Raw genomic sequence first — 23689 nt, 5'->3', positions numbered from 1 at the left:
CAGAGCATAGCGACCCCAAATCTAAGCAAATTGATATATCCTGTTATCTTGCCAAAGGACTGGGCACTGCCCTCCATGGTATTGCCTTGGGTGAATTCATGGGACGACTCGCCGCAGCCGCTCCGCAGGGGAAGGGATCGTGACGGTGCGGGGCGGGCCGGCTCCCCTGATCCTGACGCTGGGGATGGACGCCGGGTCGTTCAGCCGCCTGGATGCCCTGCGCCGGGCGCATTTCCCGGCGGAACGGAACTTCCTGCCGGCGCACCTCACGCTGTTCCACCACCTGCCCGGAGAGGATCCGGCCGGCATCGCCGCCGCGCTCCGGGACGTGCTGGCCGGGCGCGCCCGCCCGCCGCTTCGGGCGACGGGGCTGCGCTTCCTGGGGAAAGGCGTCGCCTACGCCTTCGACGCCCCCGGCCTGGCGGAGCTCCGCGCGGCGCTGGCGGCCCGCTGGGCCGGCTGCCTGACCCCGCAGGACCGGCAGCCGTTCCGGCCCCATGTCACGATCCAGAACAAGGCCGATCCGGCCGAGGCGCGCGCCCTGCTGGAACGGCTCGAAGCCGGCTTCTCCCCGTTCGAGGTGGTGGGCGAGAGCCTTCTGCTGTGGCGCTATCTCGGGGGACCGTGGCAGCGACTGGGCGAGTTCCCCTTCGAGGGCTGAGCGCATCCAGCCGCCGTAAGCCCGCTCATCGGCGCAGCGGCCGGAAGAAGGCGCGGATTTCCCCGGCCAGCGCGTCGGGCTGCTCCAGCGCCGCGAAGTGGCCGCCGCGCTCCATCACGCTCCAGCGCCGGATGTCGGTGAAGGTGCGTGCCGCCATCGAGCGCGGCGGGCGCAGGATCTCGGTCGGGAACTGGCAATAGCCGGTCGGCACGTCCACCGTGCCGCCTTCCGGGATCGGCCAGGGGCCGTGCATGCGGGCGTAATAGGGCCAGAAGGACGACCCGATCGCCCCGGTGAACCAGTACAGGCCGATATTGGCGAGCAGGCGGTCGCGGTCGATCACCGACAGCACGTCGCCGCCGCAGTCCGACCAGGCCCGGAACTTCTCGACGATCCAAGCGGCCAGGCCCGTCGGGCTGTCGGTCAGGCCGAAGGCCAGGGTCTGCGGCCGGGTCCCCTGGATCCACTGGTAGCCCGTCTCCTCCTTCATGAAGACCTTCAGCTCCTCCAGATAGCGCCGCTCCTCCGGGGTCGGCGACTCCACCATCGCCGGGTCGCGCCGCAGGGGAAGCAGGTTCAGGTGGATGCCCGCTACATGGTCCCGGTGCGTATAGCCGATTCGGGACGAAATGAAGGACCCCCAGTCGCCGCCCTGAGCGCCGAACCGGTCGTATCCCAGCACCCCGGTCATCAGCTCGGCGAAGCAGTCGGCGATCTCCTCGGCGCCGAAGCGCTTTTGCCCGGGCGCGAACGACAGCCCGAAGCCGGGCAGGGACGGCGCCACCACCGTGAAGGCGTCGGCCGGATCGCCGCCGAAGGCCGCGGGGTCGGTCAGGCGCGGGATCAGGTCGAGGAACTCGAACACCGATCCGGGCCAGCCGTGCGACAGCAGCAGCGGCATCGCGCCGGCGGTCTTTCCCGGTACATGCAGGAAATGCAGGTCGATCCCGTGCAGCGGCACCTTGTATTGGGGAAACCCGTTGAGCAGCGCCTCCTGCGCCCGCCAGTCGAAGCCGTCCCGCCAGTACTCCGCGAAGCCGCGCATCCAGTCCACGTCGGTCCCGAAGGCCCAGGACTCGCCGGGCGCCCGGTCGGGAAAGCGGGTGAGGCGCAGGCGGTCGCGCAGATCCTCGATCGCGTCGTCGGGCACATGGAGCCGGAATGGTTCCGGTGTCGCCGGCATGGCTTTCCTCCCTTTGTTCTTATCGTTTTCCCGGCGCCGTCACGGCGGGCCGGAAATCCGGGCGGTCGCGGGGAGATAGGTGTAGGGCATCTGGAAATAGTTGAAAACGGGAATGTCCAGATAAGGATCGAGCAGCTTCGACAGGTTCAGGCCGATGCCGACATACACGAACTGCTTGCGCAGGTCGATGTCGGGCCGGTCGCTGTAGTCGGCGTAGTTCCGGGCCCGGAACCCGACATGCAGTTCCAGGTACTTCAGGTATTCGTTCTCGATGAAGTCGAACCCATCGGCCTTGATCGCCATCACGTAGCCCAGGCGGTCGTAGTCCGTGGTGACGTCGAACTGGTGATCGCCGTCCAGGAACGGGTTGTACTCCACGCGCAGGTCGATCTTGCGCGACAGCTCCGGATAGGACCAGAGCAGATAGCCCGCCGCGGCCCCCAGCGTATTGAACACCATGTCCTGATAGGCGAACCCGTAGCGGTCGCTGAACGCGTCCCCGACCTCGATCAGGCCGGTTACCCCCAGGGCGGACAGGGCGCCCCAGCCGATCGCCTCGTCCTTTCCGAAGTCCCAGCGCTCGTACTGGCCCGCGAACAGGTGGCTGAACAGGTAGGTCGTGTAAAGGTGGCCCAGCTTGTCGGCTCCGCCCTCGTCGGTGTCCCGGCCGAACCAGCCCTCGTCCTGGAACCGGGGGCCGCCGGTGCCGTAATCCCAGTTGGCGAAGCCCCACCCGAGGATCGCCGCGCCGATGCCCAGGTTGAGGGCCAGCGCCTTGTCCTCCTTCGACCAGTCCGACACCAGCCAGTCCGCGCCGCCTTCGGTCTGCGCCGCCGCCCCGGTACTCGTCAGGCTCAGCAACCCGGCACACAGGACTGAGCGCCAATAACGTCTCATCAATGATCTTTCGTTCGGGAAAGCAATATTATTGCTTTGGAGATCATATAAACCAGAGAATCCATCCCACGGTAAAGCAATTCCGCCCCAGGCCGGATGGCTTATTCCTTGTGGGTGTGAATCATCGACCCATCGTGATCTTCATCAAGGCGCGCCTTGACGGATTCGATGCATGACTTCCGGCAACCGGAGCCGGGAAACCGGGGGCCATCGACGATGCGACCGAGAATGCGAGGAACAGGACCCGATGGAACATGACCATGACCCCGAGGCGATCCGGCGGCGTCTCGCCGTCCGCCCGGAGCAGAGCTACCTGCGCGACTGGGTCTATGGCGGCATCGACGGCGCCGTGACGACCTTCGCCGTGGTGGCGGGCGTGGTCGGAGCCGGCCTGTCGACCCGGACCGTCCTGATCCTCGGCGCCGCGAACCTGCTGGCGGACGGCTTCTCCATGGCCGCCAGCAACTACAGCGGCACCAAGACGGAGCGGGACGACAAGGATCGGCTCCGCGCGGTGGAGGAGCGGCACATCGACCTGGTCCCGGAAGGCGAGCTCGAGGAGGTCAGGGAGATCTTCCGGGCCAAGGGCTTCCAGGGCCGCGGCCTGGAGCACGCGGTCCAGGTCATCACCGCCGACCGCGGCCGCTGGATCGACACCATGCTGGCGGAGGAATACGGCCTGCCCGCGACCCTGCGCTCGCCGATCAAGGCGGCGGGCAGCACCTTCCTGGCCTTCCTGATCTGCGGGTTCGTCCCGCTGCTGCCCTTCGTCGTCGGCCTGCCGGCGCCGGTCTCCCTGTCTACCGGCTCGACCGCCGCCGTGTTCTTCGCCATCGGGTCGGTCAAGAGCCTGTGGTCGCTGTCGGCATGGTGGCGGTCCGGGCTGGAGACGCTGGCGATCGGCATGGCCGCGGCGGCCCTGGCCTTCGCCGCCGGCGCCGCCGTGGAGACCTTCACGGCGTGACCGACCCCCTGCGTCTACGCGTTGGTGCCGCCGTCCACGGCGAACCCGGCGCCGGTGATGCCGCGCGCCTCCGGCCCGGCCAGCCACGCGACCATCGCGGCGAGGTCGTCCGGATTGCCGAACCGCGGGACCGCCATCATGCTGCGCTGGCCGTCGGCCATCGGTCCCGACGCCGGGTTCATGTCGGTGTCGGTAGGACCCGGATGCACGACGTTGACCGTGATGCCGCGCGGTCCCAGGTCGCGGGCCAGCCCCTTGGTCATGCCGACCAGCGCCGCCTTGCTCATGGAATAGACGCTGAAGCCCGGCCCCGGCACGCGGTCCGCCAGGCAGCTTCCGATCGAGACGATCCGCCCGCCGTCCACCATCCGGGCGGCCGCGGCCTTGGACGCGACGAAGGCGGCGCGGACGTTCACCGCCATGGTGTCGTCGAAGTCCTGGAGCGTCAGCTCGTCCACATGCCCCATGCGGGCGATGCCGGCATTGTTGACCAGGATGTCGATCCGGCCGAACGCCTCCACCGTCGCTTCCACCGCGGCCGTGACGGCGGCGGCATCGGCATTGTCGGCCTCGACCGCCAGCGCCCTGCGGCCCAGCGTCTCGATCGCCGCCACGGTCTCCCGCGCCTTGTCGGGCGACCGGGCGTAGGTCAGCGCCACGTCGGCACCCTCCGCCGCCAGCCGGCGCGCGATCGAGGCTCCGATCCCCCGGCTGCCGCCGGTCACCAGGGCCACTTTTCCTGCCAGACGGGTCATGGTCCGTTCCTCTTTCTATAGTGATCGTTACATAATTGATGCGCGGCTTGATCCGGCCCGTCAAGTAAATTATTTACCGGTCGTTACAGAAAGGAATGCGAATGCCGGAAAGAGGACGCCCGCGGAGTTTCGACCGTGCCCGCGCGCTGCGGCGGGCGATGGAGGTCTTCTGGGCGAAAGGCTATGACTCGGCGTCCATGGCCGACCTGACCGCCGCCATGGGGATCGCGGCGCCCAGCCTCTACGCGGCGTTCGGCAGCAAGGAGGGGCTGTTCCGGGAAGCGCTCCGCCTGTACGGCTCGACGGAGGGGCTGGGAATCTGGGGCGGCCTGGACGCGGCGCCCACGGCGCGCGCGGCGGTCGAGGGGTTCCTGACGGCGACCGCCGACGCCTTCAGCGAGCCGGGCAAGCCGCCCGGCTGCATGGTCGTGCTGAGCGCCGTCAACGCCACCGGCACCGGCCCCGACCTGTGCCGGGACCTGCGCCAGGACCGCGCCGCCGGCATCGCCCTTCTCCGCGCCCGCCTGGAGCGCGCCGTCACCGAGGGCGAACTGCCGCCCGGCTTCGACTGCGCGGCGGCGGCGGATTTCTACGTCACGGTCCAGCAGGGCATGTCGATCCGCGCCCGCGACGGCGCCCCCCGCGAGTCCCTGGCCGCCACCGCCCGCTGCGCCCTGGCCGCCTGGGACGGGCTGGCCGCGCACAAGCCGAACATCTGAGCCCATCGCCGTCATCTGCGGCAAAACCCGAAAACCCCCTCAGCCCTTCGCGCTGTAGGGCAGCCAGGTCGCGATTCCCGGCACGAAGATGATCAGCAGAACCACCGCGATCAGCGCCAGGACGAAGGGCGCCGCCGCGCGGCTGCCTTCGATCAGGTTGGCCTTCGCGATGCCGCAGGTGACGAACAGGCTCGCCCCCACCGGCGGGGTCACCAGCCCGATCGCCAGGCCGATCACCGTCACGATGCCGAACTGCACCGGGTCGATCCCCAGCTTCTGGGTCACCGGCCACAGCACCGGCACCAGGATGATGATGTTGGCGCCCAGGTCCAGCAGCATGCCGGCCAGCAGATAGACCCCCAGGAACAGGATCAGCACCAGATAGGGATCGGTCGTCAGCCCCAGGATCAACTCCGCCGCCGCCTGCGGCAGCTGCTCCCGGGTCACGATCAGGCCGTACAGCGAGGCGGTGGCGATCATCAGCATCACCATGCCGGTCGTCACCATCGACTCCAGCACGATCTTCGGCAGGTCCTTCACCGAGATCGTGCGGTACACCAGCATGCCCACCGCCAAGCCGTAGACCACGGCCACCACCGAGGCCTCGGTCGGCGTCGCGATGCCGTACCGGATGCTGCCGATGATCACCAGCGGCATCAGCAGCCCCCAGACGCTGGCCCGCGTCGCCTTCGCGATGCTGCCGAGCGACGGCACCGGACCCTTCTGATAGCCGCGCCGGACCGCCAGCACCCACGACGTGACCATCAGGGCCAGCGCCATCAGGATGCCCGGCACGATCCCGCCGATGAACAGGTCCGACACCGACACGCCGGTCACCACGCCGAAGATGATCATCGGGATCGACGGCGGGATCACCACCGACAGGGTAGAGGCGCTGGCCGTCACCGCCGCGGTGAACGGCCGGTCGTAGCCGCGCTCCAGCATCGGCGGGATCAGCGCGCCGCCGGTCGAGGCGGCTTCCGCCACCGCCGATCCGGTCATGCCGCCCATCAGCGTGCCGGCGGCGATGTTGGCCTGGGCCAGCCCGCCGCGCAGCCACCCCACCACCGAGTCCGCGAACTCGATGATGTCGCGGGCGATGCCGCTGCGCGCCATCAGGTGGCCCGACAGCAGGAAGAACGGCACCGCCAGCAGCACGAAGCTGTCGATCGCCGCCGTCATCTTCTGCACGATCACGCCCGACGGCATCCCGCCGAACAGGATCGCCGCGGTCGAGGCGATGGCGAGGCTGAACGAGACCGGCACGTTGACCAGCAGAAGCGCGAAGAAGCTCACCAGAAGGATGGTCGCCATGGACGGAATGCCTCCTCAGGCCAGCCGGCCCGGGGCCGCGACGCGGACCGACCGGGCGGCCAGGGCGCCCATCAGCCAGTTCACCAGGATGTCGCCGCAGATCATGAAGGTCATGACGTTGTAGGCGGCGTAGACCCAGACCATCGGGATCTCCAGCACGGCCGACGGCTGGTCCACCGTCAGCCCCAGCAGCCGGAAGTTGGCGTAGAAGGTGTAGGCGCAGAAGCCCAGCACCAGCACCTCCACCAGCCGCGCCGACCACCGCTCCAGCAGCGGCGAGCGCAGATACGTGACGGCGTCGAGCGCGATGTGCGCGCGGTGCCGCCAGGTCAGCCAGGCCGACAGATACGCGATCCAGACGAATAGGTAGCGGGCCAGCTCCTCCGACCAGGTCAGCGGGTCGTTGAAGACATAGCGCCAGAACACCTGGGCCAGGCTGGTCGCGACCATCACGGTCACCAGCCCGATCAGCAGGGCCTTCACCGCCTGCTCGATCCCGTACCACAGCTTCATGACGAGCATCCGCGCGCCCTCCTTCACGGCACCGGAAAGCCGGTCACTCCCCGGCCGAGCGGATCGCCGCCAGCATCGCGGGATCGATGTTCTTCGAGGTCTCGGCGATCCCGGCCGTGGCGGTGCGGAACGGCGTGGTGTCCACCGTCTCGATCACCATGCCCTTCTCCTGCAGCTTGACCAGCTGCTCGGCTTCCAGCCGGTGCGACTGCTCGCGCTGGTACGCGGTCGCCTCGGTCACCGCCTCGCGCAGCTTGGCCTGGATGTCGGCGGGCAGGGTGCTCCACTTGGCCTCGCTGAGCATGACGGCGTGCGGCCCGTACACGTGGCCGGTCAGGGTCACGTATTTCTGGACCTCCCACAGCGAGTTGGAATAGATGATCGTGATCGGGTTCTCCTGGGCGTCGATCACGCCCTGTCCAAGGCTGGTGAAGACCTCTCCCCAGGCCATCGGGATGGGCGACGCGCCGATCTCCTTGAAAGCCGCGATATGCACCGGGTTCTGCATGGTGCGCAGCTTCATGCCCTTCATGTCGGCGGGCTGGGCGATCGGCTTCTTGGTGGTCAGGTGACGCCAGCCGTTCTCCCACCAGGCGAGGCCGACGATGCCCTTGGCCTCCATCTTCTTCAGCAGGGTCTGGCCGACCTCGCCGTCCAGCACCTTGTAGGCGTGCGCCGAATCCTTGAAGACGAAGGGCAGGTCGATCACGCCGATCTGCGGCACGAAGGCCAGCAGCGGCCCGGTGGAGACCACCGCCATGTCGACCGAGCCGAGCTGAAGCCCTTCGACCATCTCCCGCTCCTCGCCGAGCTGGCGGTCCGGGTAGATCTCCACCTTGACCGCGCCGCCGGTCTTCCGGTCCGCCAGCTCGGCGAACTTGACCAGCGCCAGGTGCGTCGGGTGGGTGGTCTGGGTGCCGTGCCCCGCCTTGATGACATGATCGGCAGCCATGGCCTGGCCGCCCAGCGCCGCCAGCAGCGCCAAGCCCGAGAACAGCGATATCGCGCCCTTCATGATCCCGTTCCTCCCTCTATTGCGTTCTTCTTGGTTTTACTTGCAGATGTCCTTGACCGACCGCAGCACCGCGTCCTTGTCGAACACCCGCTCCAGCCAGCCCTCCTTGAAGATCACCGGCTTGGCCTGCTCGATCGCATGCAGCGCGCCGTCCGAGAACCGCCCCTGCGGAAAGATCCCGAAGGCGATCGCCAGCTCGATGTTCAGGTGCCCCAGCATGAAGTCCACCGCGGCCTCGCGCGGGACGCCCCGGCGCTCCGCCTCGTCCACCGCGTCGCGCATGGCGAGCGACAGGGTGGCGCCGACCGTCTCCGACAGTGCGGGCTCCAGGATCGCGAGCTGTTCCACCGTCACCCGGTGCGACCGCATCACCGGCTTGTAGATCATCCGGGCGATCCGCTCGCACAGGGCGTAATGCTCCTCCGGCCCCTGCATCAGGGCGCAGACGATGTGCTGCTTGGCCGCGATGCCGCCGAAGAAGTCGTTCTTCGCCGCCGGCTCGACCTCGTCGTTGAAGATCGGCGGGTGGCACGGATGCGTCACGAAGTACGTCACGTCGTCCCGCACCGGCAGCTCGCCGGCATGGGGAGCCGCCGCGTCCAGCATGATGATGGCCGTCCCCGGCCTCACTTTTCCGATGAACCCGTGGGCGATCTTGCCGATCAGCCGGTCGGGCACCGCCATCAGCACCACGTCGGCTTCCCCCAGCGCCCGGTCCTGGTCCACGCAGGCGGCGCCGATCGCGTCCTTCAGGCGCTGCCGCCCCTCGTCGGAAATCTCCACATGGTCCACCTGGAACTCCGAACCGTGCAGGTTGGTGGCCAGCCGGACCCCCATCTTGCCCCGGCTCCCAGCAGCGCGATCTTGGTCATCTCCCGTCTCCTCCCATCGTTCCTATGCCTCACCGGAGCCGCGCTTCGCGGCCCGGAAATAGTCCGGCTTGCCCATCTGCCCGCCCTTCAGGGCGATCTCCAGCCCGGCATGGGCCGGGTCGTCGGAATGGGCCCGGCACAGCGGAGCCCCCGGCGCCACCGGAGCCAGCGCCGTCAGGGCGAAGACCCCCAGCGTCATGGCCGCATGGCCGGAGGTGTCGCCCCCGGCGATCACCCCGCGCTTCAGCCCCGCCGTCCGCATCACCCGGTCCAGCAGCCGCCCCAGCCCGGCGCCGATCCTGTCGTTCACGGCCTCCACCGGCACGTCGCTTGTCTCCACCGCCGTCCGCATCGAAGCGACGGCCGGGTCGTCCGGCCCCAGCGCGGAGAACACCAGCGGGTCCCGCCCGGCGCCCAGCGCCGCCAGCGCGGCCTCCGCCGCCCGGCCCAGCTCGCGCTCCCACGCGGCACCGTCCACCGCCAGCGCCGCATTGACCCGTATGCCCTCGAACCCGTCCTCCAGCGCCGCCGCGATCTGCCCCGCCGTCACCGCCGAGCAGGAGCCGGAAACGCAGGCGATCCGCTCCGCCGCCCCGGCCCGCGCCGGCGGGATCTCCGAAGCCTCCGGGATCAATCCGGCCTTCCGCCACCACGCCACCAGCGCGTATTCCAGCCCCTGCGAGCCGATCGCGAAGACCCGCTCCCCGTTCCGGCCGCCGCCCCGCTCCCAGACCAGCCGCCCGGCCTCCGCCAGGGTCTCGGCGTCGATCACGTCCAGCGCCACGATCGCGGCACCCCGCGCGACCTCGCGCGCCAGGGCGGCGTCGGCCTCGCCGCGCTTCATGGAAACGCAGTCCACCAGCCCGACCGGCATGGCGGTCTGCCGGCCCAGATGAACCCTCACGTCCGCCTCGTCCATGGGGGTCACGGGATGCCGAGACATGCCCGGATGCCGGTCGAGCCGGTAGCGCCCGCCGTCCGCCGCCACCGCGAACAGGTTGCCGAACGCCTGGTACCGCGCGATCTCCGGCGCTCCGACCACCAGCGGGTGCCACGCGCCCCCCAGCAGCGGCACCGCCAGCTCCGCCGCCCGCCCGATCGAGCCGACATGGGGTGCGGAATCGAAGGTCGAGCACACCTTGTAATGCGCCACCGGCGCCCGCAGCCCGGCCAGCGTCCGGAACACCGCCGGCAGGTGCCGGTCCATCCAGCCCAACCCCTGCGACCGCGCCACCCCGGCGAAACCGATCCCCCGGCACCCCGCGAACCGCGCCAGCCGCTCCGGCGTCGGCACGCCCAGGAACAGCACGGTCGGCAGTCCGGCGAAGCTCATCACCTCCATCACCGCCGACGACCCGGTATAGTCGTCGCCGTAGAAGCTCAGCAGCAGCCCCTCGGGCAGCCCTCGGCCGGAACACCGGTGATCAGGCAAGGTTGTGGCCCCGTCAACCGGGAGAGGCTTCCCCGGAAGAGCTCGCACTTTCTCATCGTCATGACCGGACTTGATCCGGTCATCTTTTGCGGGCGTCATCGACGCCGCCGTGCCGGGAGATACCCGGATCACGTTCACGGCTGACCGGCACGATGATTGCTGATCAACTGAAAGGGGCTCTCCGAGCGACTTCATCTTCATTTTTCGTCATGCCCGGACTTGATCCGGGCATCTCCCCGCATGGCGGCGCTGATGGAGTCTGCAAGCGATGACCGGGTCAAGCCCGGTCATGACGATAAAAAGAGGAAGGCTCTACCAGAAAAGCCTCCTCTGATTGAGAAGACAAAAAACGTGCCGGGCAACCCCCGGACCCCGCCAGCACCCGTCATCATGACGCCAGCGCCGCGTCCCAGGCGTCGCGCAGGGCGCCGACGCCCGCGGCCGGCCCGTCCGGATGCCCCATGATGCCGCCGCCCGCCGCGAAGATCAGGTCGGCCGAACCCAGCGCCGCATAGGTGCCCGCCGCCTGCCGGGCCGACTGGCCGGACGAGAACACCGGCATCACCGTGCAGGGCTTGCTTTCGAACATCGGCGTCAGGCACGCCCGGGCCGAGGCGATCACGCTCTCGTCGGGCTCGCAGAACTTGTTCTGGAGCCCGTTCACATGCATGTGGTCGGCGCCGGCCAGCCGCCAGATCTTCTGCCAGGCGACATAGGACCAGCCCAGCTCCGGCGCCCGCGACAGGTAGCCCCAGCCGTTGCGGTGGGCGTGGATCGGAAGCTGACTGAACCGCCCCAGCTCCACCATGCCGACGACGCCCACCGAATTGAGGCTCGCCATCACGCAGGTGCCGCCCAGCTCCATCACCAGGTCGTGCCGCCGCCGCATCTCGTCCAGGTCGCCGGTGATGTTGAAGGCGAACATCACCTTCCGGCCGGTCCGTTCCGCGCAGGCGTCGATCACCCGCATCACCGCGCGCGCCCGAGCCTCGAACGGGCAGTGCGGTCCGTCGGCCTGAAGCTCGTCGTCCTTGATGAAGTCGATCCCGGCGTCGCACAGCACGCGGACCAAGTCGGCCGTCGCCTCCGGCCCCATGCCGACGCTTGGCTTGACGATCGTCCCGATCAGCGGCCGGCCTTCCACGCCGGCCAGCCGCCGCGTCCCCGCGACCCCGAACTTCGGCCCCGGATACTTCTCCGCGAACGCCTCCGGCAGCCCGATGTCCAGCAGCCGCAGCCCGCTGAACGGCCGCAGCTCGAACAGGTTTCCCGCGACCGTCGCCACCAGGTTGGGCAGCGAGGCGCCGAAATTGTCCAGCGACCAGGACAGCACCACCTCCGCCCGCCGCCAGACCGGCTTGCCCCCCGGTCCCTGGGCCAACCCTTTGGGAACGCCCGCCCCCGGAAGCGACGGCACCCCGACCGTCTCCAGCTCGGTCAGCCGCTCCACATGCGCGCCGTACAGCTCCCGCATCTCGTCGGTCTCGCCCGGAAGCCGCACGAAGGTGCCGGTGGACTGCTCCCCCGCCATGGTCTCGACCGCTTCGTCCAGCGGGTAGGCTGTCTCTATGCGATACGTCGCGGTGATGCGCTGCGCTGGCATTGCCATGAGGCGTCCGACCTCCCCAGGTCCGTGTTCGTGCTTTCTTATATACTCATCATACCAGTATGCGGGAACACCGCAAGGCCCTTTCACTGGAACAGGCGGAGCAGGATCTGGGGAGCTTGGTTCGCGATCGATAGCGCCTGGTTGGACAGCTGAATCTTCAGGTCGGTCGCCTGCTGCCGCGCGCTCTCCTTCGCCAAGTCGGCATCGACCATCGCCCCCAGGCCGGCGGCATGGGCGTTGGACTGGTTCATCAGGGAGGCTTGGCGGTTCTCCAGGGATTTCTGGGTGGCCCCCAGCTTGTTCGCGGCCGATGCGAACACCGTCCACTGCTCCTCCCAGACGGCCAGGGCCTGTTGCGCCGATTCGGGCGACCCGATGCTCTCCTGGTTCAGCCTGCTCCAGTTCATGTCCAGCCGGAACGCCTGTATCCGGGTAGTGTCGCCGTCGGTCGAGACGATTACGTCCTGCGAATTGACGACCCCCGGCGTCGTGTTGAACGGGATCGACGTCCCGTTATCGAGCGTCAGGTCGATCAGGATGTTCACGTCCCTGTAGGACGCATCGGCCAGGATCGCCTTCGCGTCGCCGAGGATCTGCCGGTATTCCTGGTCATAGCTGGCCCGCTCGGTCTCGCTGGTCGCCGTGTCGGCCGCCTTGACGATGACCTCCTTCAACTGTCCCATCTGGTCCAGCAGCCGTTCGCTCGCCACGCGGGCGACGGTGACGAGGCCCTGCGCCATGGAAAGCCGTTCGGACACGGCGGCGGTGGCGACGATCTGGGACTGGATGCGCATCGCGACCGCCTTGGTCGCCCCGTCGTCATAGACGTCGGCCACGCCCAGGCCGGTCGCGATCGCCTTCTGGCTGGCCTTCGAATCCGCGTCGAGCCGGCTGCGGTTATTCAGAAGAAGCGTCACCGTGGCGTTCGTATTCAGAGACAGCATACCGACCAATCCAGCGCATCCGGTTCCATAATGCGGACTGAAGCAAGCGATATGCCAAGTAGTTTCCGAACCGAAAACAGGTGAAGCCCCGCCATTCCACGCGGATCGACAGGAATCAGTGGGCAAATTATTCCGTTAAGGACATGACACGCGGCATATTTTTCCTATCCGGATACGTATTTACTGAATTTTATTCAACTCTCTCCAGTCCGCGACGCTGCGTCCGACGGCGCTCCCGTGGCGGCAGGACGCAGCACGACAGCCCGACGCCGACCAGGACCAGCGCCCCGACGACGATGGTCTCATAGGCCACGGTCACCGGCCCGATCCGCGCGTCCATGTGCCAAAGCGAAATCTTCAGCAGCGGGATGATCCCGTACAGTCCGGCCGCCGTGGAGGGCAGGGTGATCAGCGGCAGCAGCACGCCCCAGATCACCAGCAGCTTTTCGGAGGACGGCCACCCTTCCGGCCGTTCAGCCGCGCTGCTACAGCTTTGGCCGGCGAAGTCGCCGCACCGGCACGTGCGGCGCGCTGCTTGTCCATGAAGGCCTTGGTGCCGAACAACCCCGCCAGCAGGCCGGGGACGCTGAGATCGGCATCAAGGCTCTCCCAATGTAATCCGATGCCTCGTCCCAGCACCTCCACTTCGGCCTACTGTTCGGCGGTGGCGTCCTGAAGCCCTTGGGCCAGTTCCGGTGGAAAGGCGAAACTGCACCCATTGACAAGATCCACGATGATCCGTCCGGTGGAGACGTCGAAGCGCGCGGATTTGGCCCGCGGTTCAGTCATCAGCAGTTCGGTGCCGCGCCGTTCCGCATCCGCGATCTGGAAGGAAAGATCATCCATCACATCTCGTCTCCCATGCCTCGATCAAAAGTGGCCGCTTACGCTCTATCTCCGCCATGATCCGACGGAGATCGGCTTGGCTGATCCCTATGGACCAATCGACTTTCGCGCGGAATGGCTCCGCCAAAGTGATCTTCGCTTCGCCTCCATGACCGACGACATGGACATGGGCTGGAGAATGATCGTTGGTGAACATCACGAAGCGAAACCCAAACGCCCTATGGACCGTTACCGTCAACAATAACCCATCTTGGTTGGGTTTTCCAGACAAGTGTTCATCGGCCAACGAGCCCATTCCCAGGGTGGAGCCATGCCTGTTTGAGAGAACGACGCCATGCCATTAGGCCTTCTGATAAGCAGCGCTCCCATGAAGTACTAGCATGAGTTGCGTTCTCTGCCACCTTGTTGCGCATGCATCGGTAACCTGGAAGGTGTTGGCTCGACGCGGCATGCCGCCACGGATCACGCTTCATTACGCAGCCAAGCGGAACAGCGGGGTAACGGTTGTATTCTCGGAAGGTCGCACAGGATAACCGATCCCGTTCCGTCGAGCCTGCCGTCTTTGCGCACCAGGGCCGAGTGCGGCATTCCCGAACGATCATTCCCGCTTGAAGAACTCTTCACGCCTTTGTTCGTTTCAGCATTCGAGGAGAACCCAGGACTTGGAGATGCCTGGAGGGATTTCACTGAATCCGGCATTTTCAACGGCTGATGAAACCGACTGATCTGATGAAGGATCTCGAACTCCCGGCAGCGCAAACCTTCACCAGTCGATGCGATCCCTGCTTCCCACAACAGCGGCGCACTGCACATCAGTAGGATTGCTGTCCTTGGTCCGCTTGTGCTATGATCCGATAGCCGTAAGAAGACAGGGCAGGGCGCGGCCCTTGCCGGATCTTTGACATGAGAATAGATCCCAACCACCCCGCCTACGGCGGCCATCATGATGACCCGTGATGACCCATGATGACCCTGGGGCGTCAATGGCAGTGATAAGTGCCATTCTTCCGGTCATGGTGGCAGCCCTTGCGGTCCAGCCCGCCGGAATGGGCGAAGGCGATCGACGGCAGGAGGAGGGCGAGGGCGGACAGTACGGCGACAAGCTTCAGGCGCATCGGATCACTCCCGAGTTGATTATCGGGATATTTTGCCGAAAGCGAGAATGAAATAGGAGTCAATACAACCGGAAGAATGCCGGCGTATGCCGTGGACGGACCGACCGGCCGCCCCGAGGCCGGAATAGTGACTTCCAGTGACTTTCAGGCCGGTTCCAAGCGGTCATGGTGACCCGCCACCTGATCGCGGAAGCAGCGACTCGCCGTGATCCGTGCCCATCCTTTTTCATCCGTGTTCATCCGTGATCCTTTCGGCCTTGCCGGGCCTCCGCTGTTCCGGCCGGCTCCATGATGACACCCGACAGAGGCACCGGCCCCGACCCGGCCCCGCCGTAGTGACCGAAGATGACCTTTCCGGCCTTTCCGGCGCCCACGTCACCACCTCCGCGCCGGGAATGATGACATCGGCTGACATTCTCGCACGGGAGAGGGGGTGTCAGCCGTGTAAACACGGTAGAGTGAAGCGGTACCCGACAGAGCCGGCGCGTTGCCGTCGGGTGCCGCTTCGCTCTACCCGACCTACATTTCTCCAATGACTCAACCAGTCATCGTGCCGGGCAGTCGCGGGCTTGATCCGGAAATCATGACATCCGTTGACATTCTCCCACGGGGGAGGGGGTGTCAGCCGAACGCCACCGCTTCGCCGGTCTCCGCCGACCGGTACGCCCCGAAGGTCAGCTCCAGGGTCCGCAGGTTGTCCGCCCCCGACGTGTCCGGCTCGCGGCCCTCGCGCAGGCAATCGACCCAATGGCGCTGGATCGCCAGAACGCTGTCCTGCACCACGTGCCACGGCCGGGCGGCCCAGGGCAGAAGCTCCGCATCGACCGGCCGCACCTCCCGGTGGCCGGGCCGGCTCAGCACCAGCCGATAGCCCTGCTCCAGCTCGATCGTGCCGTCGGTCCCCTCGATCCGCACCAGGCATTCGGGGAAGGGCTCCGGCTCGGTCCGGGTCGCGGTGGACAGGTCCACCACCCCCGTCACGCCGGCGTCGAAATCCACCAGCATGGTCGCGGTGTCCTCCCCCCGCACGCGCGGGTCGATCCGCGCCGTCCGGCAATAGAGCCGCCCGGCCTCGCCGAACAGGAAGCGGGCCACGTCCAGCAGGTGAAGCCCCACGTCCATGATGATGTAGCGCTCGTCCTCCGCCAGGTAGGGCTGGTTGGTGATGATGTCGAAGCCGTGGCGGAACTGGACGCGGCCGAAGAACGGCCGTCCCGCCCAGCCCTCGTCCAGCGCCTGCTTTACCGCCAGCAGCGGATGCTGCCAGCGGAAATTCTCGTGGACCATCAGCTGCACGCCGGCATCGGCGCAGGCCCGCACCATGGCCACCGCGTCCACCAGGCTGGCGGCGAAGGGCTTCTGACAGATCGCGGGCACGCCGTGCCGGGCCGCCAGTTCCACCAGCGCCCGGTGGGAGGGCAGGGTGGTCGCGATGTCCACGAAGTCGGGCTTCTGCTCCGCCAGCATCGCCTCGGCGTCGGCATAGACGTTCGGCACGCCGAAGCGCCGGGCGGCGGCCTCCGCCTTGCCCACGTCCTTGTCGCACACCGCGACCAGCTCGACGCCCTCCAGCGGGGTGTCCCGCATCAGGGTCCAGGCGTTCAGGTGGTTCTCGGCGAAGAAGCCGCAGCCGACCAGGGTGCCGCGCAGCTTGCCGGTGCGCGGCGCGTAAACGGAGGAAGGAATGGAAGTCATACGGGTCTCTCCTCGATGCGGATCCGGCGCCGGCCCAACCGGTGCAGGATTCGGGAGCGCTGGCTGTCCACGAAGACCGCCAGGAAGATGATCGAGCTGGTGACCAGCGGATAGATGTACGGGTCGGCGTTGACGATCACCAAACCGTTCTGGACGGTCTGGATCAGCACCGCGCCGAACACGGTCCCGGCCACGCCGCCGCGCCCGCCGAACAGGCTGACGCCTCCCAGCACCGCGGCGGCGACGGCCGCGAACTCCTTCTCCATCGCGAACGAGGACGCCGCCGCCCCCACCTGGGTGATCGACACGAACCCGGCGATCCCGGCGCAGGCGCCCGATACCGCATAGACGGCGGTCAGCACCAGCGGCACGTTGATCCCGGCCTTGGCGGCGGCCTCCGGGTTCTCGCCCACCGCGTGGACCTGCCGGCCGAACGGCGTGTGGTTCAGCACCGTCCAGGCCGCGGCGAAGACGATTGCGAAGACCCAGATCGCCCAAGGCACGCCCAGCCATTCCGCCCGCGCCAGCGACAGGATATGGTCCTGGTAGAACACCATGCGGGTCTCGGTCACCCACAGCGCCAGCCCGCGCCCGATGAACAGGGTCGCCAGCGTCACGATGAAGGCCGCCACCCGAAGCCACACCACGAAGAAGGCGTTGACCAGCCCGAACAGGGCGCCCACCGCCATCATGGCCGGCACCGCCAGCAGCACCGGCAGCTCCGCCATGTAGATGCCCAGCAGCGCCACCGACAGGTACATCACGGCGCCGACCGACAGGTCGATGCCGGCGGTCAGCAGCACGAAGGTCATGCCGATGCCCAGGATCGCGACGTGCGAGGACTGGATCAGGATGTTGGTGAAGTTCTGCACGTCCAGGAACCGGTCGGACAGGCTGCCGAACACCGCCAGCACCACCAGGAACAAGCCGACCGGCGCGTTCCGCAGCAGGGCCAGCCGAAGCCTCGTGGTATCCATCACGCCGCCCCCTCCAGCCTGACCGGCTCCGCCGGCCCGCGCCGTTTCATGGCGGCCTCCAGGATGCGCCCGCCGTCGAAGTCGCCGCGTGGGAACTCCGCCTGGATCTCGCCGTGGTTCATCACCAGGATTCGGTCGCACATGCCCATCAGCTCCTCCATCTCGGAGGAGATCATGAGCACCCCGGCGCCCTCGGCCACCAGCGTGTCGATGATCTTGTAGATCTCGAACTTGGCGCCCACGTCGATCCCGCGCGTCGGCTCGTCCAGGATGAAGACCCGGGGGCGCGCAGAAGCCACTTCGCCAGCACGACCTTCTGCTGGTTGCCGCCGCTCAGGTGCCGGACAAGGGTCGCCATCGGGTCGGCGGCGCGCATCCGCACCTTCTGGCCGATCCGCCCGACCTCGTCGCCCAGCCGCGTCCGGTCGATGAAGCGGGTCCACGGCGACACGTATTCGTCCAGGGAGGGCAGGGCCACGTTCTCCGCGATGGTGGCGTGCATCATCAGGCCCTCGCCGCGCCGGTCCTCGGTCAGGAAGGCCATGCCGCGCTCTATGCAGGCACCGGGGCTCGGCTCCCCGATCACCCGGCCGTCCACCGCGATCGTCCCGGACTCGAAGCTGTCCAGGCCGAACAGGATGCGGGCCAGCTCGCTGCGTCCCGCCCCCATCAGCCCGGCGATGCCCAGCACCTCGCCGGCATGAAGGGTCAGGTCGATCCCGTGGACGACGCCCGGCTGGGTGACGCCCCGCACCTCCAGCACCGGCCTGTCGGTCGGCCGGCAGGTCCGCTCGGGGAACAGCTGGTCCAGGGTCCGCCCGACCATCAGGGAGATCATCCGCTCGGTCGGCATCCCGGCCGCCGGCCCGCCGCCCACCACGGCGCCGTCGCGAAGCACGGTGATGTCGTCGCAGATCCGCGTCACGTCGGACAGCACGTGGCTGATATAGATCATCGCGATGCCGCGCCCGCGCAGCCGCTCGATGATGCCGAACAGCCGGTCGGCCTCCCGCCGGGTCAGCGAGGTGGTCGGTTCGTCGAAGATGATCACCTTGGCATCGACGCTCAGCGCCTTGGCGATCTCGACCAGCTGCCGCTCGCCCTGGCTCAGGGCGCCCACCGGCGTGCCGGGCGGGTGGCGGATGTCCACCTGCTCCAGCAGCTCCCGCGCCCGGCGGCGCATCCGGCCCCGGTTGATGAACGGGATCGCCGGGCCGATCCGGGGGAAACCGGATATGAACAGGTTCTCCTCGATCGACAGGTTCTCGAACAGGTTCAGTTCCTGGTGGATGAAGGCGATGCCGCGGGCCAGGGCGTCCCGAGGCCCGCGCGGCTCATAATCGGCGCCGTCCAGCCGGATGCGCCCGGCGTCGCGCTTCAGCACGCCGCCCAGGATGTTCATGGTGGTCGATTTGCCGGAGCCGTTCTCCCCCACCAGCCCCAGCACCCGGCCGCGGTCCAGAGAGAACGAGACGCCGTGCAGCACCTCGACGCCGAAGAAGCTCTTGCGAAGGTTCTCGCAGTCGAGCAGGGCCATTCTGCAAGCCTCCTATAGCCGGGCGGCGAAGCGGGTGCGGACGGCGTCGATCACCGCGGCCAGCAGGATCACCGCCCCCTTGATCGCGAAGACCGAGAACAGCGACATCCCCAGCATCTTCAGGCTGGTGTCCAGCAGCACCAGGAACAGCACGCCGAACACCGTCCACAGCACCTTGCCCTTGCCGCCGAACAGGCTGGTGCCGCCGATCACCACGGCGCCGATGATGTCCAGCAGGATCGTCTGCCCCAGGATCGGCGTTCCGGTCTGGAGCCGCCCGGTGTACAGGATCGACGCCACCGCCGCGCACGCGCCGGAGATCAGGAACGCCGCCGCGACCACCCGCGCCACCGGCACGCCCGCCACCGCCGCCGCGTTGCGGTTCTGCCCGCAGGCATACAGCCGCCGGCCCAGCGCCGTCCGCGCCAGCACCAGATGCGCCGCGATGCCGACCGCCGCCACGACCCACAGCGCGTTCGGCACGCCGCCCATATTCCCCTGGCCCAGCGCGACGAAGCCCTGGGGAAGGTTGGCGATGCTGCTGGTCTCGGTATGGAAGGTGGTGAACCAGATCGCGGCGCCGGAGAAGAACATCATCGTCGTCAGCGTGACGATGAAGGGCGGCATGCCCAGCCGGGTGACGCAGAAGCCGTTGAACGCCCCGATCGCCAGCCCGACCGCCACCATGGCCAGCATCGCGCCCGGCACCGCCAGCGCGGAATCCGCCAGGTAGCCGCCGTCGCCGGTCATGACGCTGGCCCCGACCACGCTCGCCATCGCGATGATCGAGGTCACCGACAGGTCGATGCCGGCGACGATCAGCACGAAGGTCTGGCCGATCGCCACCATCAGCAGCGGCAGCATGTCGGACAGGATGTTCCGCATCACCTCGGCCGAGGCCATCTGCGGCACGAACGGCACCACCGCCGCGAAATACGCGACGCTGAGATAGAGCACCAGATATTCGGAGAACAGCAGGTGCCGCAGCAGGCGGCGCGGCCCGGTCGACCGCGTCCCCGCCATCGGCAGCCCGCTCAACCGTTCTTCTGCTTGTATATGGTGTAGCCCCACATCCGGTCGCGGACCTGCTCCAGGTTGGCCTGGTGGATCGCGAAGCCGGGGTCCAGCAGCACCCGGTCCACCGTCTTGCCCTCCTGCAGGTCCACGATCGCGTTGACCGCCAGTTCGGCCTCCTTGAACAGGTCCTGCACCCCGTCGGCGTCCAGGTACTTGTCCTTCAGCAGCTCGTAGGCCATCGCGTCGCCGTCGAACCCGCCGAAGATGACATGGTCCTTATGTCCTATCGTATGGAACTTGTTCCTAACCTTCATTGCCTGTACGATCTGCGGGAACAGGAAGTCGGACGACGTGAAGAGGAAGTTGATGTCGGGGTTCGCCTGGAACGCGTTGGTCAGACCCGCGAACGCCACGTCGGCGTTCCACTCCGTCGGGATGCGGGCGACCACGTCGATGATGTCCTTGTTCTTGTCCACCACGTCGAAGAAGCCGTCGCGCCGCCCGATCGCGTTGGGATCGCCCAGGTTGCCGATCAGGATCGCCGCCTTGAACTTGCCGCCCTGCTTGCGGGCGACCTCGACCATGTGCTCGACCGTGGCGTTGGTGATCTTGCGGTTGTCGGCCACCACCGCGACCGAGAAGGCCTCCGTCTTGGCCGGCGGGCGGTTGAAGTGGACCATCGGCACCTTGGCCTCGTTGGCCGCCTTGATCGCCGGGATGACCGCGTTGCTGTCGGTCTGGACGATGATGATGCCGTCCACCTTGCGCGCCAGCATGGCCCGCACCTGCTCGAACTGGCGGTTGTCGTCCTTGTCGGAGATCGCCTGGACCATCTCGTACCCGCGCTTGGTCAGGTCCTGCTTGATGACATCCAGGCCCGCCACCCAGAACGGCGAATACAGACCGTCGAACAGGACCGCGATGGTCTTCTTGCCCTGCGCCTTGACGTACAGGGGCATCCCGGCGGTGCCGGCCGCGATGAGGGTGCCAATCGTGAATTGCCGACGCGTCAGCCTCATTGGTTTTTCCTCCCTGCCGCGGCTTCAGCCGCTTGGTTTGCTTATACAGTCATCATACCAGTCGGCACCGTGCCGACAACTGGAATTTAGAGGGTGGCACGCACCGCCGCGCAGGCCGGCAGGTCCATCACACTCCCGCCCTCCACCCGGACCCGCACCGGCTCGGCCGACCCGTTCGCCAGCCACAGCACCGGCCCTTCCGGCCCGTTCCAGGCGATCCCGGTCACGGCCCGGCTGCCTGTCACCGACACCTCCCGCAGCCGCGCGCCGCGCGCTTCCGCCAGTGCCCGCAGGACCGGCCAGGCCGGCGTGCCCACCATGCCGAAATCGCCTTCCAGCGCGCCCAGCGCGATCGACGCCGCCCCTTCGTAGGCGAGAGCCGCCGCATAGCCCAGGTACCACGCGGCGCCGAACGTCCCGCGCCGGCGCGGGTCCCGCCGCGCCATGGCGACCCAGCCGTTCCCCGGATTGTCCACCGGAGCTTTGCCGTAGGGATTGTCGCGCATCCCGATCGCGGACGGCCCGACCCGGATCGGCGTGTCGCCGCAGAACGACCGCGCCGTCTCCATCACGAAAGGCAAGGCCTCCAGCGATTCCCAGATCGATCGCTCGTCCGCCGCATGTACGATCGGCGACGTGGTGAAGCCGACATGATCCAGCCCCTCCGCCGGCGGCCGGGCGCGGTTCAGCTCCGTGAAGAAGGAATGCATGCCGCCGCCGACCCGTACCCCCGGAAAGACCGCCCGCGCTGCCCGGTAGACCTCCGCGAAGCCCGGCACGTCCGGCCACGGCCCGGACGGCTGGTAGCTCTTCAGGTACGCCGCCGGCGCCACCGTCACCCCGGCGACCTCGGCCCCCGCCGCCTCGATCCGCCGCGCGATCTCCCCCAACTCCGCCTCCGGCGGCTCCCTGCACTCCAGCGGCAGCTCCAGGAACAGCTCGGCGCCCGCCTGCCGGGCCAGCGCGCCATAGGTCCGCAGTGCCTCGACGTCGCCCTGCCGGGCGCCCAGCCGGGCGACCAGCAGCCCCAACCCCGGCTCCGCCCGCTCGGGAATGCATTGCCAGTCGATCCCGGTCCCCACCGGTGGCATGGTCCGGTCCAGCGCCCGCCCCACGGTCACGGCGATGCCGTCAGCCGCCCGCGCCGGCACCGTCTCCGGCCGTCCGCCCACCTCCAGCCGCACCGCCTGGGTCAGCCGGGTTCCCGCCGGGATGGTATAGGGCGTGGGCAGCGACAGCGGCCGGACATAGGTTTTGAACGAGGCGTCGGTCCAGTTCCGCTGGTCCTCCATCTCGAACACGTCGCCCTCGAAGCCGCAGATCGCCCGCACGCCTGGGGCCGGCGCGTGCGTCAGGCTGCGGATCGAGAGGATCGGCTGGCCGGGGCTGATCAGCCTGGGAAACCTTGTCGTCTCCCGGCTGCCGTCGGCATGCTCCACCTCCACCGGCTCCCCGGCCACGCCGTCGATCGGGTGAAGCACCACGAAGCCGGTGCGGCAGGTCTCCAGGTCGGCCGAGGCGTTCCCGGTCACCTCGAAGCTCAGCCGGCCCTCGGCATCGCCCCGGATCTCCGCCCGGTACGCGAAGCCTCCCGCCACGGCGCCCTCGAACGACGCGGCGAAAGCCTCCCCGCTCTCCTCGATGAACAGGTTCGACAGGGTGGCGGGCAGGGTGCCCCAGCCGGTGTCGCGCACCAGATAGGCGATGCCGCGCAGGATCTCGACCCCGTGCCAGCGCACCGCCCGCACCGCGCCGTCCTCCAGCTCCGCGCTCAAGCCCCCGGCCCGCAGGACGCGGGGCACGGCCGGGGGGATCTCCGTCCCGTACAAGGTGACGCAGTTCATGGCTCGTTCCTCCCTTGCGGCCGCTTATGCGCGGCCTTATGCTCGTCCGGTCAACTCTCGAACTGCCGGTACAGCTGGCTCGCCCGCTTCAGGTGGTCGGACATGGCCGCCGCCGCCGCGTCCGGGTCACGGTCGGCGACGGCGTCGAAGATCCTCTCATGCTCCTCGATGGTGATCAGCTCGGCGCCCGGTGCCCGCAGCAGCTTCACATGGTAGACCGCCAGCCACGCGAACATGGATTGGCTGACCGCCACATAGATCGGGTTGCCGGAGATGGTGGCGATCTCGCGGTGGAAGGCCATGTCGCAGGGCAGGAAGTTGGGCAGGTCGGCCAGCGCGTCCCGGTGGTCCTCCAGCCGGCGGGCCAGCCGGCCGATATCCTCCTCGGTCGCCCGCTCCGCCGCCAAGCGGACCATGCCGACCTCGAAGAAGACGCGGGCCTCCTTCAGGTGCTCCAGGTTCTCCGGCGCCCCTGCGATGAAGTGCTTGGCCGTCTCGCCGACCTGCTCGATCACCCGGTCCGCGGTGATCGGCGTGACCCGCGCCCGCTCGCCGTGGGTGATCGACACCAGCCCCATATGGGACAGGGTCTGCATCGCCTCCCGGATCGCCGGGCGGCCGACCTTGTACATCTCCATCAGCTGGCGCTCGCTGGGAAGCTGGTCGCCGACCGCGTACTCGCCGCTGGAGATCCGGGCGAGCAGGCGGTCCAGAACCTCCTGGTAGAGCTTGCGCCGGGGGATCGGGTCGATGGAGGTCAT

The 23689-nt window shown here is 68.0% G+C and carries 26 protein-coding genes; 3 read left to right on the top strand and 23 right to left on the bottom strand.

The features are described from left to right. Positions 1-139 precede the first annotated feature (139 nt). Entirely contained in the window at positions 140-661 is a 522-nt protein-coding gene (locus tag DPR14_RS20935) for a 2'-5' RNA ligase family protein (RefSeq protein WP_246148418.1), read from the top strand. A gap of 25 nt (positions 662-686) precedes the next feature. On the opposite strand, the gene DPR14_RS20930 is transcribed toward DPR14_RS20935, so the two are convergent. Together DPR14_RS20930 and DPR14_RS20925 are read right to left on the bottom strand one after the other, a co-directional pair. Then, a complete protein-coding gene (locus tag DPR14_RS20930) occupies positions 687-1844 on the bottom strand; it encodes an epoxide hydrolase family protein (RefSeq protein ID WP_158046863.1) in 1158 nt (385 codons plus the stop codon). Positions 1845-1883: 39 nt separating this feature from the next. Further along, positions 1884-2741, bottom strand: a complete 858-nt coding sequence (locus DPR14_RS20925) for a DUF2279 domain-containing protein (protein ID WP_158046862.1) — start codon at positions 2739-2741, stop codon at positions 1884-1886. A 247-nt stretch (positions 2742-2988) separates the two neighbouring features. Between DPR14_RS20925 and DPR14_RS20920 the strand changes: the two genes are divergently transcribed. After that, positions 2989-3705 (top strand): VIT1/CCC1 transporter family protein, encoded by a 717-nt coding sequence (locus DPR14_RS20920; RefSeq protein ID WP_158046860.1) that lies wholly within the window; start codon positions 2989-2991, stop codon positions 3703-3705. A gap of 14 nt (positions 3706-3719) precedes the next feature. Here DPR14_RS20920 and DPR14_RS20915 read toward each other — a convergent pair whose 3' ends face one another. Continuing rightward, positions 3720-4460, bottom strand: coding sequence for an SDR family oxidoreductase (locus DPR14_RS20915; protein WP_158046859.1), 741 nt, complete (start codon positions 4458-4460; stop codon positions 3720-3722). Between the two features lie 101 nt (positions 4461-4561). Between DPR14_RS20915 and DPR14_RS20910 the strand changes: the two genes are divergently transcribed. Continuing rightward, the gene (locus tag DPR14_RS20910) at positions 4562-5179 is read left to right on the top strand and encodes a TetR/AcrR family transcriptional regulator (RefSeq protein WP_158046858.1); all 618 of its coding nucleotides are present in this window, start codon (positions 4562-4564) and stop codon (positions 5177-5179) included. A gap of 39 nt (positions 5180-5218) precedes the next feature. Here the strand turns inward: DPR14_RS20910 and DPR14_RS20905 are convergent, their stop codons facing one another. From DPR14_RS20905 to nanR, 20 genes are all read right to left on the bottom strand, one after another. After that, positions 5219-6493, bottom strand: a complete 1275-nt coding sequence (locus DPR14_RS20905; protein ID WP_158046857.1) for a TRAP transporter large permease — start codon at positions 6491-6493, stop codon at positions 5219-5221. A gap of 15 nt (positions 6494-6508) precedes the next feature. After that, positions 6509-7015, bottom strand: coding sequence for a TRAP transporter small permease (locus DPR14_RS20900; RefSeq protein WP_158046856.1), 507 nt, complete (start codon positions 7013-7015; stop codon positions 6509-6511). A 34-nt stretch (positions 7016-7049) separates the two neighbouring features. Beyond that, positions 7050-8021 (bottom strand): TRAP transporter substrate-binding protein, encoded by a 972-nt coding sequence (locus tag DPR14_RS20895; protein WP_158046855.1) that lies wholly within the window; start codon positions 8019-8021, stop codon positions 7050-7052. Positions 8022-8057: 36 nt separating this feature from the next. Then, entirely contained in the window at positions 8058-8858 is an 801-nt protein-coding gene (locus tag DPR14_RS20890) for a phosphogluconate dehydrogenase C-terminal domain-containing protein (RefSeq protein WP_158046854.1), read from the bottom strand. Between the two features lie 57 nt (positions 8859-8915). Further along, on the bottom strand, positions 8916-10325 hold the full coding sequence (locus tag DPR14_RS20885) for a four-carbon acid sugar kinase family protein (RefSeq protein ID WP_246148415.1): 1410 nt from the start codon (positions 10323-10325) through the stop codon (positions 8916-8918). Positions 10326-10713: 388 nt separating this feature from the next. After that, a complete protein-coding gene (locus DPR14_RS20880; RefSeq protein ID WP_246148412.1) occupies positions 10714-11934 on the bottom strand; it encodes a ribulose-bisphosphate carboxylase large subunit family protein in 1221 nt (406 codons plus the stop codon). A gap of 83 nt (positions 11935-12017) precedes the next feature. Then, positions 12018-12878 carry a flagellin gene (locus DPR14_RS20875; RefSeq protein WP_158046852.1) on the bottom strand — a complete coding sequence of 287 codons (861 nt, stop codon included), beginning with the start codon at positions 12876-12878 and terminating at the stop codon, positions 12018-12020. 190 nt (positions 12879-13068) lie between these two features. Beyond that, a complete protein-coding gene (locus tag DPR14_RS20870) occupies positions 13069-13314 on the bottom strand; it encodes a hypothetical protein (RefSeq protein ID WP_158046851.1) in 246 nt (81 codons plus the stop codon). Further along, positions 13311-13517 (bottom strand): DUF2442 domain-containing protein, encoded by a 207-nt coding sequence (locus DPR14_RS28395; RefSeq protein WP_246149392.1) that lies wholly within the window; start codon positions 13515-13517, stop codon positions 13311-13313. Before DPR14_RS28395 ends, DPR14_RS20870 begins: the two co-directional genes overlap by 4 nt. A gap of 12 nt (positions 13518-13529) precedes the next feature. After that, positions 13530-13724, bottom strand: coding sequence for a DUF2442 domain-containing protein (locus tag DPR14_RS28390; RefSeq protein WP_246148409.1), 195 nt, complete (start codon positions 13722-13724; stop codon positions 13530-13532). Then, the gene (locus DPR14_RS29165; protein WP_425501046.1) at positions 13717-13920 is read right to left on the bottom strand and encodes a DUF4160 domain-containing protein; all 204 of its coding nucleotides are present in this window, start codon (positions 13918-13920) and stop codon (positions 13717-13719) included. The genes DPR14_RS28390 and DPR14_RS29165 overlap by 8 nt, the downstream gene beginning before the upstream one ends. Positions 13921-14704: 784 nt before the next feature. Continuing rightward, positions 14705-14839, bottom strand: a complete 135-nt coding sequence (locus DPR14_RS20855) for a YHYH domain-containing protein (protein WP_158046849.1) — start codon at positions 14837-14839, stop codon at positions 14705-14707. 621 nt (positions 14840-15460) lie between these two features. After that, entirely contained in the window at positions 15461-16534 is a 1074-nt protein-coding gene (locus tag DPR14_RS20850) for a Gfo/Idh/MocA family protein (protein WP_158046848.1), read from the bottom strand. After that, on the bottom strand, positions 16531-17511 hold the full coding sequence (locus DPR14_RS20845) for an ABC transporter permease (RefSeq protein ID WP_246149390.1): 981 nt from the start codon (positions 17509-17511) through the stop codon (positions 16531-16533). Before DPR14_RS20845 ends, DPR14_RS20850 begins: the two co-directional genes overlap by 4 nt. Next, positions 17511-17753, bottom strand: coding sequence for a hypothetical protein (locus DPR14_RS27885; protein ID WP_211103843.1), 243 nt, complete (start codon positions 17751-17753; stop codon positions 17511-17513). The genes DPR14_RS20845 and DPR14_RS27885 overlap by 1 nt, the downstream gene beginning before the upstream one ends. Next, on the bottom strand, positions 17684-19048 hold the full coding sequence (locus DPR14_RS20840) for a sugar ABC transporter ATP-binding protein (RefSeq protein WP_211103842.1): 1365 nt from the start codon (positions 19046-19048) through the stop codon (positions 17684-17686). The genes DPR14_RS27885 and DPR14_RS20840 overlap by 70 nt, the downstream gene beginning before the upstream one ends. 12 nt (positions 19049-19060) lie before the next feature. Further along, entirely contained in the window at positions 19061-20086 is a 1026-nt protein-coding gene (locus DPR14_RS20835) for an ABC transporter permease (protein ID WP_158046846.1), read from the bottom strand. Continuing rightward, on the bottom strand, positions 20083-21084 hold the full coding sequence (locus tag DPR14_RS20830) for a sugar ABC transporter substrate-binding protein (RefSeq protein WP_158046845.1): 1002 nt from the start codon (positions 21082-21084) through the stop codon (positions 20083-20085). Before DPR14_RS20830 ends, DPR14_RS20835 begins: the two co-directional genes overlap by 4 nt. A gap of 86 nt (positions 21085-21170) precedes the next feature. Continuing rightward, on the bottom strand, positions 21171-22928 hold the full coding sequence (locus DPR14_RS20825) for a D-apionate lactonase family protein (protein ID WP_158046844.1): 1758 nt from the start codon (positions 22926-22928) through the stop codon (positions 21171-21173). 50 nt (positions 22929-22978) lie between these two features. Continuing rightward, the gene (gene nanR, locus DPR14_RS20820; protein ID WP_158046843.1) at positions 22979-23689 is read right to left on the bottom strand and encodes a transcriptional regulator NanR; all 711 of its coding nucleotides are present in this window, start codon (positions 23687-23689) and stop codon (positions 22979-22981) included.

It is taken from the genome of Skermanella pratensis (genome assembly GCF_008843145.1).
GTDB lineage: Bacteria > Pseudomonadota > Alphaproteobacteria > Azospirillales > Azospirillaceae > Skermanella > Skermanella pratensis.
This window is presented reverse-complemented; position numbering and strand designations above follow the sequence as displayed.